We start from the raw sequence: 13,098 nt of genomic DNA, 5'->3' as shown, positions 1-13,098 counted from the left end.
ACGACCAGGTCATGTCCCGGTGTTGCGGCGTGGACCATGGAAACAATCCGAAACAAAAATCTTCGCCATTTGGCCCGAATCTTGGACAAACAAAGCGCATGGCCATTCCCAATCCCAACATCCTGGTCGTCGAGGACGACCGCGAAACCCGGACGTTGATCGCGAAGTACCTGCGCAACAACGCCTGCAACGTCACTGCCGTGAGCGACGGCCGCGAGATGTCGCGCGCGATGGCCGATCATCGCGTCGACCTCATCATCCTCGACGTCATGCTGCCCGGCGAGGACGGCCTCAGCCTGTGCCGCAAGGTGCGGTCGGAGGGGCAGACGCCGATCATCATGCTGACCGCGCGGGGCGAGGACGTCGATCGCATCGTTGGCCTCGAGATGGGCGCGGACGATTATCTGTCGAAGCCCTTCAACCCGCGCGAGCTGCTCGCGCGCATCAACGCGGTGCTGCGCCGGCAGGCCGCCGCTCAGGCGGCGAGCTCGATCGAGGGGGCCTCCACGCTCGCCTTCGAAGGCTGGCGCATCGATTTGCGCCTGCGCGAGCTGCGCAATCCGGAAGGCGCCCGCGTCGCGGTGACCAGCGCCGAGTTCGATCTCTTGCGCACGTTCTGCGAGCGGCCCGGCCGCGTGCTGTCGCGCGACAGCCTGCTCGACCTGACGCAGGGCCGCAACACCGGCTCGTTCGAGCGTTCCATCGACGTGCTGGTCAGCCGCATCCGCCGCAAGATCGAACCCAATCCGGCCGATCCGACCATCATCAAGACGGTGCGCTCCGGCGGCTATCTGTTCACGCCAAGAACTGAAGCTGCTGGAACTGAAGCGGCGAGCAACGAAGCGATCGCGGCGCCCCTGGGCAACTAGTGGGGCGGCCCTCATGATGCCGTTCCGCTTCTTCCACCTCAAGAGCATCGGCGGACAGATCGCCGCGCTGGTGGTGGCGTCGATCGTCGCGCTGCATCTGATCCTCACCGTCAGCTTCCTGATCAGCCGGCCGGACCGCGCTGATCCACCGCCCGACAGCGCACATCAGCTCGCCGATGCGGCCCTCCTCCTCGACGGCGCCGATGCCGGCGAGCGGCCACGCATCCTCGCCGATATCGCGCGAGCGTTCCCGAAGGCCGGGATCGAGCTGCTGGCGCCAGGGACCGCCTCGGTCGCCGGGAACAGCGACGGCCCGCATGTGCACAACGTCCGCCGGCATCTCGGCCGTCAATACAGCGTCACGGCGCTGGCGCCGCAGGCCGGCACGCACCGGATTGCGATCGGATTGCCCGACGGCACCATGATCGCGGGCCGGGTCGAGCAGGGACCCTATCCGCCGCGATTCTGGGGCGGCCCGTGGATGATCACGCTGCTGTTCGCGCTGATCAGCGTCACCATGCTCGGCCTGTGGGCGGCCTATGCGCTGGCCGCGCCGCTGTCGTCCTTCGCCAAGGCCGCAGAAAATTTCAGTCTCGACGTCGCCGGCGAGCCGCTGCCCGAGCGCGGTCCGGAGGAGATCCGCTCGGTCGCGCGCGCGCTCAACCGCATGCACGAGCGGATCGCGCGGCTGATGTCGGATCGGACCAGGATGCTGGCCGCGATCAGCCACGATCTGCGCACGCCGATCACGCGGCTGCGCCTGCGCGCCGAGTTCATCGAGGACGAGGGCAACCGCAAGCGCATGCTGATCGACCTCGACCAGATGCGCTCGATGCTGGAATCGGTGCTGTCGCTGCTGCGCAACGACCGCAAGATCGAGGCGGTGACGCTGGTCGACATCGCGAGCACGCTGCAGCTCATCGCCGACCAGTTCGGCGACATGGGCCATGTCGTGCACTATGACGGCCCGCTCTGCGCGACCGCCGCGGCGCGGCCCGACGATCTGCATCGCGGCGTCACCAACCTCGTCGAGAACGCGGTGCGCTTCGGTGCCGAGGTCACGATCCGCCTCGAGATGTCGGGCACGAAACTCGTCATCGACGTCGAGGACGACGGTCCCGGCATTTCGGATGCGCGCAAGCAGGAGATGCTGGAGCCGTTCGTGCGCGGCGACGACGCGCGCACCATGGACGAGTCCACCGGCTTCGGGCTCGGCCTGTCGATCGCGCGCGCGATCGCGATCGCCCATGGCGGCGAGCTCTCGCTGCACGACCGCGAGCCGCACGGCCTGATCGTGCGGATGCAATTGCCGGTGTGGCAGCAGCCGCGGCTGGCGGCTTGATCTCAGGCTGCGAGTGGCGGATACGCGATGGCCGCAGGCTCATCGAAGATCGCGATCGCCTCGAAGCGATAGCTGCAGGCGTGGCACGTCCAGAGATACGAGACGCGCCCCTCGCCCGGCTCGATCCAGTCGGGCTGCGCGATCGGCGCGCCGCACTGGGCACAGGGGTTCTGCTTGGGGATGTCGCCGGTGCTGGCTTCGACCATGGTTGCTTTTGTCATGGCACCTCTCCCGATTTGCAGCGCTTGCATACTCGCTTTCGCAGGCTTGCGCGAATAGACAGGCGTGCTGTCGCGAGCTGTCCTGCCTGAGGGAACTCTTGCGCCGGCATTGAGTCGTAATAGCGGCTCGGCGCTGCGAAAACGAGAACGACGGCGTTTGGCCACATCATCGCCGCGTTCGGAAGGCCTAACGGCAGGCCGGGCGCAGGTTGCTCAGGGACATCCGGGATATCCGATGAAAATTTTACGCGTTGCCGCGCTGCTCGCGGCCGGACTGGTGTTACCGCAGGCCGCGTTCGCGGGCGAAGCCGAATACGCCGAGATGGTCGCGGCCCATGCCCGCGCCAACGGCGTGCCGGAGGCGCTGGTGCATCGCGTGATCATGCGCGAGAGCCGCTATCAGCCCGGCCTCGTCGGCCGTGGCGGCACCATCGGGCTGATGCAGATCAAGCTCGCGACCGCTCGCGGGGTTGGCTACACCGGCGATGCCGCCGGGCTGCGCGATCCCAACACCAACCTCACCTATGCCGTGAAATACCTCGCCGGCGCCTATCACGCCGCCAATGGCGACCATGCCCGCGCCGTGCGCTATTTCGCGGGCGGCTACTACTACGCCGCAAAACGGCAGCGGCAGGAGGCCGTGCAGGTCGCCAATGTCGGCGAGACCTGGCTCGAGCCGAACGGCAATCCGCAGCCCATGTTCGGCGCGACGCCGCACAGGAAGCTCGCCCAGCGCGTCCGCAACGCTCGCGCCCAGGCGCCGAAGTAACCCCGGTTCCCGGCAACATACATTGACACCACGCCCCACTGGCATACATTAGAGCCGTTCCGAGGGGTGCTCCGAGGAGGAGCTGAGATACCGCTAAATGGGCAATCCGCCCAGGACCGCGGTGACCCTTTGAACCTGATCCGGGTCATGCCGGCGAAGGGACAGGGATGTTGCAGACGACCAAGCGACCGGATTCCCCGGTATCCATCATCGGCGCAGGCATTGCGGGCGCATGGCAGGCACTGCTGTTCGCGCAGGCCGGCCATGCCGTGACGCTACACGAGCGCGGTGACGCGGCGATGACCGACGCCACCAGCCATTGGGCCGGCGGCATGCTGGCGCCCTGGTGCGAGGCGGAGGTCGCCGAACCCGTCATTTCCAGGCTCGGCCTGCGCTCGCTCGACATCTGGCGGCGCGAATTGCCGGATACGCCGTTCAACGGCTCGCTCGTCGTCGCCCACCCGCGCGAGCGCAACGATTTCGAGCGCTTTGCCCGGATGACCGGGGGACACCGCCGGCTCGATGCCGCAGGCCTCGCCGAGCTCGAGCCGTCGCTGGAGGGCCGCTTCCGCGACGCGCTGTTCTTCCCGACCGAGGGCCATGTCGAGCCGCGCCGCGTGCTGCCCAAATTGCACGAGCGCATCAAAGCTGCCGGCGGCACCATCAAATTCTCCAGCGACGTTTCCGCCCAAGATCTGCAAGACCTCGACGGCATCGTGATCGACTGCCGCGGCCTGGCCGCGCGCGACGAGCAGCCGGAGCTTCGCGGCGTCAAGGGCGAGATGATCCTGATCGAGACCGGCGAGGTCGAGCTTTCGCGCCCGGTGCGCCTGATCCATCCGCGCTGGCCGCTCTATGTGATCCCGCGCGAGCAAGGCCTGTTCATGCTGGGTGCGACCTCGATCGAGGCCGAGGACACCGGCGTCAGCGTCCGTTCGGCGCTCGAGCTGCTCGGCGCGGCCTATGCCGTGCATCCCGCCTTCGGCGAGGCCCGCATCGTCGAATTCGGCTCGGGCCTGCGGCCGGCCTTCCCCGACAATCTGCCGCGTATCGGCATTCGCGGCGGCAGGATCAGCGTCAACGGGCTCTATCGCCACGGCTTCCTGATCGCGCCCGCGCTCGCCGAGCTGACGTTGCAGTACGTCCAGCGCGGCCAGATCGACAATGAGGTGATGCAATGCGCGTGATCGTCCAATGCGTTTGATCATCAACGGCGAGCAGCGCGAGGTGAACTCGGCCAGCGTCGATGCGCTGCTGTCCGAGCTCGATTACGAGGGCACCCATTTCGCGATTGCGCTCAACTTCGACGTCGTGCCGAAAAGCCGCTGGGCCGAGACCCACCTCAAGGCAGGCGACGAGATCGAGATCATCACGCCGCGGCAGGGAGGGTGAGAACATGGTGACCTTCTACGGCAAGACCTTCGCCTCGCGCCTGCTGATCGGCAGCGCGCTCTATCCCTCGCCTGCGATCATGCAGGGGGCGATCCGCGCCTCAGGCTCGAACATCGTCACGGTGTCGCTGCGGCGCGAGGCCGCCGGCGGCAAGACCGGGGACGCGTTCTGGAAGCTGATCCGCGAGCTCGACGTCGCCGTGCTGCCGAACACCGCCGGCTGCCGCAGCGTGCGCGAGGCGGTGACGACCGCCAAGCTCGCGCGCGAGCTGTTCGGCACGTCCTGGATCAAGCTCGAAGTCATCGCCGACAACGACACGCTGCAGCCCGACGTTGTCGGCCTGGTCGAGGCCGCCGCCATCCTGATCAAGGACGGCTTTGAAGTGTTCCCCTATTGCACCGAGGATCTCTCGGTCGCGAGCCGCCTGGTCGATGCCGGATGCAAGGTGGTGATGCCGTGGGCCGCCCCCATCGGCAGCGCCAAAGGCATCACCAACCGCGATGCGCTCAGGCTGCTGCGCGAGCGGCTGCCCGACATCACGCTGGTGGTTGACGCCGGCCTGGGGGCGCCGAGCCACGCGGCGCAGGCGCTCGAGCTCGGCTATGACGCCGTGCTGCTCAACACCGCCATCGCCAAAGCCGCCGATCCCGTCGCCATGGCCAACGCCTTCCGCTTGGGCTGTGATGCCGGCCGCACCGCCTTTGAGGCCGGGCTGATGAACGCCCGCGACTTCGCCTCCCCTTCAACCCCTGTCGTTGGGACCCCGTTCTGGCATGCCGTATCCTGATCGCTTTTATCCCGTCGTCGACAGCCTCAAATGGGTCGAGCGCCTGACGCAGCTCGGCGTCGGCACGATTCAACTGCGCTCGAAAGATCTGAACGACGCCGAAGCGCTCCAGATCGTCACCGACGCGCTGGCCATCACCAACGGCACGCAGGCAAAGCTCGTCGTGAACGACTATTGGCGTGCGGCGATCGTCGCCGGTGCAAAGTACCTGCATCTCGGCCAGGAAGACCTCGCCGATGCGGACCTCAAGTCCATTCGCGAGGCCGGCCTTCTCCTCGGCGTCTCCACTCATGACGATACGGAGCTCGAGACCGCGCTCGCCGCAGAACCCGACTACGTCGCGCTCGGCCCGATCTTCTTCACCACCCTCAAATCGATGCGCTTCGAGCCGCAGGGCATTCCGAAGATCGCGGAATGGAAGCAGCGTATCGGCAGCATCCCGCTGGTCGCGATCGGCGGCATCAAGTTCGAGCACGCCACGGAGATCTTTGCCGCGGGTGCGGATTCCATCGCCGTCGTCAGCGACGTCACCCAGAATGCCGACCCGGACGCGCGGGTCAAACAATGGCTCGGCCTGTCCGCGGAGGCGGCGTGATGCCCACTCTCTCTCCACCCGTCATTGCGAGGAGCACTTGCGACGAGGCAATCCAGACTGCTTCCGCGGAAGCATTTCTGGATTGCTTCGCTGCGCTCGCAATGACGGAACAAGAACTCACCGGCGTCGCCCGTACGCACGCCCACCAGAATTAAACCGGAGGATCCCATGAACATCCGCTCCAATCCCGACAAGACCGTCCCCGCCGTCACCACCGGCCCGCTGCCCTCGTCGCGAAAAATCTTCGCGTCCCCCGACGCCGCGCCCGAGCTGCGCGTGCCGCTGCGCGAGATCATCCTGTCCGAGGGCGCGGGCGAGCCGAATCTGCCGGTCTACGACACCTCCGGTCCCTACACCGATCCGTCCGTCACCATCGACGTCAACGCCGGCCTCGCGCGCGGCCGCAAGGCCTGGGTGCTGGAACGCGGCGGCGTCGAGGAATATGCGGGCCGCCAGATCAAGCCGGAAGACAACGGCAGCGTCTCCACCGACAAGGCCGCGCGCGCCTTCTCGGCCTATCACCAGCCCTTGCGCGGCCTCGACGGCCACAAGATCACGCAGCTCGAATTCGCCCGCGCCGGCATCATCACCAAGGAGATGATCTACGTCGCCGCCCGCGAAAACCTCGGCCGCAAGGAGCAGCTCGAGCGCGCGGAAGCAGCCCTCGCCGACGGCGAAAGCTTTGGCGCGGAAGTCCCCGCCTTCATCACCCCGGAGTTCGTCCGCAGCGAGATCGCGCGCGGCCGCGCCATCATCCCCTGCAACATCAACCACAGTGAACTCGAGCCGATGATCATCGGCCGCAACTTCCTGACCAAGATCAACGCCAATATCGGCAACTCGGCGGTGACGTCGTCGGTCGAGGAGGAGGTCGAGAAGATGGTATGGGCGATCCGCTGGGGCGCCGACACCGTGATGGACCTCTCGACGGGACGCAACATCCACACCACCCGCGAATGGATCCTGCGCAATTCGCCGGTGCCGATCGGCACCGTTCCGATCTACCAGGCGCTGGAGAAGTGCAACGGCGATCCGGTGCAGCTGACCTGGGAGCTCTACAAGGACACGCTGATCGAGCAGTGCGAACAGGGCGTCGACTATTTCACCATCCACGCCGGCGTGCGCCTGCAATACATCCACCTCACCGCCAGCCGCGTCACCGGCATCGTCTCCAGAGGCGGCTCGATCATGGCGAAGTGGTGCCTGGCGCATCACAAGGAAAGCTTCCTCTACACCCATTTCGACGAGATCTGCGACCTCATGCGCAAGTATGACGTCTCGTTCTCGCTCGGCGACGGCCTGCGTCCGGGCTCGATCGCGGATGCCAACGACCGCGCCCAGTTTGCCGAACTCGAAACGCTCGGCGAGCTGACGAAGGTCGCGTGGGACAAGGGCTGCCAGGTCATGATCGAAGGCCCCGGCCACGTGCCGATGCACAAGATCAAGATCAACATGGACAAGCAGCTCAAGGAATGCGGCGAGGCGCCGTTCTACACCCTCGGGCCCCTGACCACCGACATCGCGCCGGGCTACGACCACATCACCTCAGGCATCGGTGCGGCCATGATCGGCTGGTTCGGCTGCGCCATGCTCTGCTACGTCACGCCGAAGGAGCATCTCGGCCTGCCCGATCGCAACGACGTCAAGGTCGGCGTCATCACCTACAAGATCGCCGCCCATGCCTCCGATCTCGCCAAGGGCCACCCGGCAGCGCAACTGCGCGACGACGCGCTCTCTCGCGCCCGTTTCGACTTCCGCTGGAGCGACCAGTTCAACCTCGGTCTCGACCCCGATACCGCCAAGAACTTCCACGACGAGACCCTGCCGAAGGAAGCCCACAAGGTCGCCCATTTCTGCTCGATGTGCGGCCCGAAATTCTGCTCGATGAAGATTACGCAGGACGTGCGGGATTATGCGGCGACGCTGAACGATCCGAACAGCGTCGGCATGTCGATGGCCGGCACGGCCGAAGACGGCATGAAGCAGATGAGCGCGAAGTTCAAGGAAATGGGTGAGAACTTGTATCTGGATGCGGAGAAGGTGAAGGAGAGCAATCGGGTGTTGTGAGGCAATAACGACCTAGCTTCGAGTATCCCGATGTTTGATTTCGTTCCGCAACGACCGATTCCTCAGGAGCAGGACTCTGCCATCCGGGTGGCTGTCTGGACACTGATGAACGAGGTTTATCGGGACATACAGCTGCCTCAAACTTTATATCACTACACTGATGCGGGAGGCTTAAAGGGCATCGTAGAGAGCGGGCTGCTTCGCGCGACCCACCTCGCTTTTTTGAACGATGCGAGCGAGTATCTCCATGCGGTATCCCTTCTAGCACAGGAGATCGACCAAGCTCTCTTGAGCGAAATTGACCCGCTAAGGATCAGTCTGCTGAAGGAAGTCAAAGACCCAGTTGCCCTCGCTGGCCCGCAGCACGTTGGCCCCTATTTCGTCAGTTGCCTGTCAAGCGAAGAAAACAGTCTTAATCAGTGGCGTGCATATGGGCGGGGGGAAGGCGGCTACTCGATAGGCTTCGACCGCGTTCAGCTTGGTCAGTACGTGTTAGGTTTAGATGCTGTATTAGCGTCGGTGATCTATGAGCCCTCGCGGCAGATAGCTGTAGTGCGAAAACTGCTCCAATGGGGGCTTGCGGAGTATCAGAAGGTTGCTGCCACTATACCCGTCAATGATCGCGACGAACATCGACGCGACTGGGCCCATATGTTCCTGTGGCGTGCGACAGCTGCTGCGCCGTTGATCAAGAACCCTGCATTCTTTGAAGAACGAGAGTGGCGAATTATCTTCATGCCAGCTTGGAAAGAGCAGGTGCGACTTTTGCCAAGATCAACGGGCCTCGCTCCGTTTGTCGAGCTAAAGCTCGGAGCACCCGCCGCGGATATCTCCTCAGAACGGTTGAAACATTTGGGCCGCGCTAGCCTTCCTGATCGCCTGCCGATTACAAAGCTTTGGTCCGGCCCGGGCAGAGCTACAGATACCTCCTTGTTGGCCGGCCGTACGTTGCTCGAGCAAATGGGCTACGACGGGGTGTCCTTGGAAGCGTCTAAGATACCGTTCCGGGTAGGATGAGCTAAGCGGCGTCGGGATTGGCTGCTGGCTCGCATGTCGCTGACGACCATGCGGGCTACAGAAGCGGATAGTTGACGTGCCCGACTCACAATCCCACCGCCTCCCCGACCAGCTCCGCCCCAACCTCCGCCTCGTCTTCGTCGGCACCGCCGCCTCGACGCGCTCGGCCGAGCGCGGGCACTACTACGCCCATCCCGGCAATCGCTTCTGGCGCGCGATCCATGAGGCCGGCATCACGCCGCGGCGCTATCAGCCGGGGGAGTTCGCGGAGCTGATCGCGCTCGGGATCGGCTTCACTGATCTGTCCAAGTCGGGCGCCGGGATGGATCACCAGATCGAGGCTGCATCGATCGACGTACCCGGCTTCAAGGCCAAGATCGAAAAATATCGGCCGCGGACGATTGCGTTCACGAGCAAGAAGGCCGCGAGTTTGTTTTATGGCAGGCCGTCGGCTGCGATTGCGCTCGGGCGGCAGCAGCGCGACGAGAGTTTGCCCGAGGTGTTCGTGCTGCCCTCGCCGTCCGGCGCGGCGTCCGGGCATTGGACGCTGGAGCCGTGGCGGGAGCTCGCGGCTTGGATCGCTTCGTAGGGTGGGCAAAGGCGCTCTTGCGCCGTGCCCACCATCTCTCCACAAATCCGGCAAAACGGTGGGGCACGGCGCGCGAAGAGCGCGCCTTTGCCCACCCTACGAGAGCTACGCATCCTGGACACTAAAGATCGAAATTGGTCGGCAGCATCACCACGTCGCGAATGGTCATGCCGCGCGGCCGCGTCAGCATGAACATCACGACCTCGGCCACGTCGCTGGCCTCCAGCAGGCTGCCGGAGTCCCTGGCTTCCTTCAGCTTCTCGGGCGGCCAGTCCGCCAGCAGTGCGCTGACGACCGGGCCGGGCGAGATCGAGCCGACGCGGATGCCGTGCTTGAAGACCTGGCGCCGCACCGTCTGGACAAAGCAGTTGATCGCCCATTTGGACGACGCATAGACCGGCTCCCATGGCGTCGGAAAATGCGCCGCCAGCGAACTCGTGACGATGATGTCGCCGATCCGGCGCGCGATCATGTGCGGCAGCACATCGTGCACGTTCTTCATCACGACGTTGACGTTCAGGTTCAGCATCCGGTCGATCGCCGTGGTGTCGGCATCGACCAGGTCGCCCCCGACATAGGTCCCCGCATTTGCATGCAGGATGTCGAGCTTGCCTGTCTTCTCCAGAACGCGCGGCAGCAGCGATGCACAGTCTTTTGGATCCAGCAGGTCCACGACCAGCGGAATCACCGCGTCACCATGCTTGTTGCAGAGCGCCTCGAGCGCGGCGGCGTCGCGGTCGACCATCACCACGCGCGCGCCCGCGGCCAGCATCGCCTCGGTGCTCGCCAATCCGATGCCGGACGCGGCCCCGGTCACGGCGGCAACCTTGCCTTCCAATTCGTTTCCCATGGGCACACCATCCTGCTGAGATTGGCAGTATAGCGATCCAGGGCGACCTGGCGAAGTGGATCACGCCGCCAAACCGTCGCGCGGGCAAAGCCTCATCATGTCGGAATCCGCGTCGGCCGTTCGTCCTTTGGACAAATCGCATTCACTCCGGAGTTCCCAGATGCATCCCACCATCACCGCCTTCGAAAGCTCTCCCGACCGCGGCCGGGGACAGGCCCGCGACATGCGGGTGCGCTGGGCGCTGGAAGAGGTCGGCCAGCCCTACAATGTGCGCCTCGTATCGTTCAAGGCGATGAAGGAACCCGCGCACATTGTGTTGCATCCGTTCGGGCAAATTCCGACCTATGAGGACGGCACTCTCACCCTGTTCGAGTCCGGCGCGATCGTGCTCCATATCGCGGAGCGTCATGCCGGGCTGCTGCCCGACGACGCCAACGCCAGGAGCCGCGCGATCGTGTGGATGTTCGCCGCGCTGAGCACGCTGGAGCCGCCGGTCGTCGAGCTCGGAATGGCGATGCTGTTCGAGCGCGACAGGAGCTGGTACGCGGAGCGACTGCCCATGCTGCAGGATCGCGTCCGTGTCAGGCTCGGCGAATTGTCCCGCCGCCTCGGCGCGGCCGACTGGCTCGACGGCGCGTTCAGCGCAGGTGATCTCATGATGGTGACCGTGCTGCGCCGGTTGCACACATCGGGCCTGCTGGACGAATATCCTGACATCGCCGCCTATGTCGCCCGCGGCGAAGCGCGGCCGGCGTTCAGGCGGGCGTTCGATGCGCAGCTGGCGGTGTTCACCGCGGCGTCGCGTTCGTAGGGGCACTCCCTCATTGCGTCCGCCGCGGCTCCCCTGCATGCTATCCCCAACGCAGAGGAGCGTCCCATGCTGACCCTCTACTCCTATCCCGAACTGTTCGGCGTCGCCGACAACAACGGTTACGGCCTCAAGGTCTACGCCTTCCTCAAGCTCGCCGGCGTGCCGTTCGTGCACGAGCACGTCTTCGATGCCTCCGCCGCGCCGCGCGGGCAGCTGCCTTACGTCGTCGACGACGGCGAGACCATCGGCGACAGCGAGACCATCATCGCGCACGCGACCGCGAAATATCGCCTGGGCATCGATGCCGCATTATCGCCGGAGCAGCGCCGCACCAATCATTTCGTCACGCGCATGCTCGACGACCTCTACTGGGTGATGTCGTATTCGCGCTGGAAGGACGACCGCTTCTATCCGGCGTTCCGCGACGGCTTCATCGCGCAGCACCCGCAGATCGACGCGGCCGGATTCGAGAAGGCGAAGGCCTACAATGCACTGCGCTATCATTACCAGGGCATCGGCCGCTACACGCCCGACCAGGCCTACGCGCGAGGGCTCGCCGATCTGCAGGTGCTGGCGGAGATCGTGCCGGCGAACGGCTTCGTCCATGGCGAGCGGCCGACCAGCGTCGATGCCGGCATCTACGGCTTCATCGCCAACATTTTCTTCTTTCCAATCCCGACGCCGCTGAAGGCCTTCGTCGATGCGCATGCAAATCTCGTCGCGCATTGCGCGCGGATTCATGCGGCGGTGACGGGAGCGTAGGCCGGGCTTCGTATCTCGTAGGGTGGGCAAAGCGACTTGTCCGCCGTAGCTCGAAGAGCGAAGGCGGAAGCGTGCCCACCGTCCCTTTCGCCCGCGGCCATCCTTCGAGACGGCTGCTCCGCAGCCTCCTCAGGATGAGGCCTGTAATTGCGGAGACGGAGATGATGGTGGGCACGGCGCTTGCGCGCCTTTCCCCACCCTACGGCACCGCGTGCCCTACCGCATCGTGATCGCAAGCCCGCTGAGATCCGCATTCGCCATCAGGCCGGTCTGGTAGCCCGACAGCTCCAGCACCGCGCCCTTCTGGTTGGTCAGCACGATGGCGCGGGCGCCGCGGCCGACAGCGAGGCCGGCACCGGCGGCGCCGTAGACACCGGCGACGTCGGAGGGGCGGTTGATGTTGGAGACGCGGCCGCGCAGCACGGTCTTGGAGCCGCCGAACACGAGGCCGTAGTCGAGCCCGCCGGTGGAGAGCGAATAGGAGCGGCCGCGGAAGTTCAGCATGCCCGAGCCGCCGGAACCGCCGATGATCCAGCCCGCTTTGTAGATCGTCAGCACCACGGTGCCGCCATCGGCCATTGCCGAGGTCGAGAGCCCGGCAAGGGCGGCAATTGCGACCAGCGCGGCGCGGAAGGTGGATGCGAACTTCATGGGGCGTCTCCGGGGGCTATTTTTCAAGGAGGGAATCGAATCAGACGGGTCGAATCTATCCGATGGATCGCGGCGGCAACATGATGGTATGAGTTTCCGCAAGTGCGGTGCCGACTTGAGTTCGCGGAAAGTCCTCATTCTCCGTCATTGCGAGCGCAGCGAAGCAATCCAGAATCTTCCCGCGGTGGCAGTCTGGATTGCTTCGCTGCGCTCGCAATGACGGGTGCGGATGGATTCCGGCGTCTCCCCCGGAGGGCCGCACGCGGGGAGAGGCGAACTCCCGCCCACACCGGCACCATCGCGATCATGCCATTCTGCTCCTGTTTTGCCCGACGGGTCAAGCGATATTTCGGATTAAATGAATTCGAGGAAATCC

The 13,098-nt window shown here is 65.0% G+C and carries 15 protein-coding genes and 1 riboswitch; of the genes, 12 read left to right on the top strand and 3 right to left on the bottom strand.

Annotated elements, in window-relative coordinates:
- Positions 1–98 precede the first annotated feature (98 nt).
- Entirely contained in the window at positions 99–869 is a 771-nt protein-coding gene (locus NR187_RS05745; protein ID WP_211384452.1) for a response regulator, read from the top strand.
- A 13-nt stretch (positions 870–882) separates the two neighbouring features.
- A complete protein-coding gene (locus tag NR187_RS05740; RefSeq protein WP_256805960.1) occupies positions 883–2,211 on the top strand; it encodes an ATP-binding protein in 1,329 nt (442 codons plus the stop codon).
- 2 nt (positions 2,212–2,213) lie between these two features.
- On the opposite strand, the gene NR187_RS05735 is transcribed toward NR187_RS05740, so the two are convergent.
- Positions 2,214–2,432: a hypothetical protein gene (locus tag NR187_RS05735; RefSeq protein ID WP_211384450.1), complete on the bottom strand. Its 219-nt coding sequence runs from the start codon at positions 2,430–2,432 to the stop codon at positions 2,214–2,216.
- A 235-nt stretch (positions 2,433–2,667) separates the two neighbouring features.
- On the opposite strand from NR187_RS05735, the gene NR187_RS05730 reads away from it, so the two are divergent.
- The 8 genes from NR187_RS05730 (at position 2,668) to NR187_RS05695 (ending at position 9,648) form a co-directional block, all read left to right on the top strand.
- Positions 2,668–3,201 (top strand): lytic transglycosylase domain-containing protein, encoded by a 534-nt coding sequence (locus NR187_RS05730; protein WP_211384449.1) that lies wholly within the window; start codon positions 2,668–2,670, stop codon positions 3,199–3,201.
- Positions 3,202–3,253: 52 nt separating this feature from the next.
- Positions 3,254–3,381, top strand: a riboswitch (TPP riboswitch).
- The gene (locus NR187_RS05725; RefSeq protein ID WP_256805959.1) at positions 3,369–4,388 is read left to right on the top strand and encodes an FAD-dependent oxidoreductase; all 1,020 of its coding nucleotides are present in this window, start codon (positions 3,369–3,371) and stop codon (positions 4,386–4,388) included. (Overlaps the previous riboswitch by 13 nt.)
- 7 nt (positions 4,389–4,395) lie before the next feature.
- The gene (gene thiS / locus NR187_RS05720) at positions 4,396–4,593 is read left to right on the top strand and encodes a sulfur carrier protein ThiS (RefSeq protein ID WP_211384447.1); all 198 of its coding nucleotides are present in this window, start codon (positions 4,396–4,398) and stop codon (positions 4,591–4,593) included.
- Between the two features lie 4 nt (positions 4,594–4,597).
- Positions 4,598–5,380, top strand: coding sequence for a thiazole synthase (locus NR187_RS05715; protein ID WP_256805958.1), 783 nt, complete (start codon positions 4,598–4,600; stop codon positions 5,378–5,380).
- The gene (locus NR187_RS05710; protein WP_256805957.1) at positions 5,367–5,975 is read left to right on the top strand and encodes a thiamine phosphate synthase; all 609 of its coding nucleotides are present in this window, start codon (positions 5,367–5,369) and stop codon (positions 5,973–5,975) included. The genes NR187_RS05715 and NR187_RS05710 overlap by 14 nt, the downstream gene beginning before the upstream one ends.
- A 168-nt stretch (positions 5,976–6,143) precedes the next feature.
- A complete protein-coding gene (gene thiC / locus NR187_RS05705; protein WP_256805956.1) occupies positions 6,144–8,042 on the top strand; it encodes a phosphomethylpyrimidine synthase ThiC in 1,899 nt (632 codons plus the stop codon).
- A 30-nt stretch (positions 8,043–8,072) separates the two neighbouring features.
- Positions 8,073–9,059: a DUF2971 domain-containing protein gene (locus tag NR187_RS05700; RefSeq protein ID WP_256805955.1), complete on the top strand. Its 987-nt coding sequence runs from the start codon at positions 8,073–8,075 to the stop codon at positions 9,057–9,059.
- A gap of 76 nt (positions 9,060–9,135) precedes the next feature.
- Positions 9,136–9,648, top strand: a complete 513-nt coding sequence (locus tag NR187_RS05695) for a mismatch-specific DNA-glycosylase (protein WP_256805954.1) — start codon at positions 9,136–9,138, stop codon at positions 9,646–9,648.
- Between the two features lie 121 nt (positions 9,649–9,769).
- Here the strand turns inward: NR187_RS05695 and NR187_RS05690 are convergent, their stop codons facing one another.
- Positions 9,770–10,498 (bottom strand): SDR family oxidoreductase, encoded by a 729-nt coding sequence (locus tag NR187_RS05690; protein ID WP_256805953.1) that lies wholly within the window; start codon positions 10,496–10,498, stop codon positions 9,770–9,772.
- Positions 10,499–10,658: 160 nt separating this feature from the next.
- Here NR187_RS05690 and NR187_RS05685 point away from each other — a divergent pair, with 160 nt between their 5' ends.
- Together NR187_RS05685 and NR187_RS05680 are read left to right on the top strand one after the other, a co-directional pair.
- Entirely contained in the window at positions 10,659–11,309 is a 651-nt protein-coding gene (locus NR187_RS05685; RefSeq protein ID WP_256805952.1) for a glutathione S-transferase family protein, read from the top strand.
- A 66-nt stretch (positions 11,310–11,375) separates the two neighbouring features.
- Complete coding sequence (locus NR187_RS05680; RefSeq protein ID WP_256805951.1) at positions 11,376–12,071, top strand: glutathione S-transferase family protein; 696 nt, start codon at positions 11,376–11,378, stop codon at positions 12,069–12,071.
- A gap of 216 nt (positions 12,072–12,287) precedes the next feature.
- On the opposite strand, the gene NR187_RS05675 is transcribed toward NR187_RS05680, so the two are convergent.
- Entirely contained in the window at positions 12,288–12,722 is a 435-nt protein-coding gene (locus NR187_RS05675) for a hypothetical protein (protein WP_211384439.1), read from the bottom strand.
- Positions 12,723–13,098: the final 376 nt, after the last annotated feature.

This window comes from Bradyrhizobium sp. Bra64, assembly GCF_024519875.1.
Lineage (GTDB): Bacteria > Pseudomonadota > Alphaproteobacteria > Rhizobiales > Xanthobacteraceae > Bradyrhizobium > Bradyrhizobium japonicum_G.
This window is presented reverse-complemented; position numbering and strand designations above follow the sequence as displayed.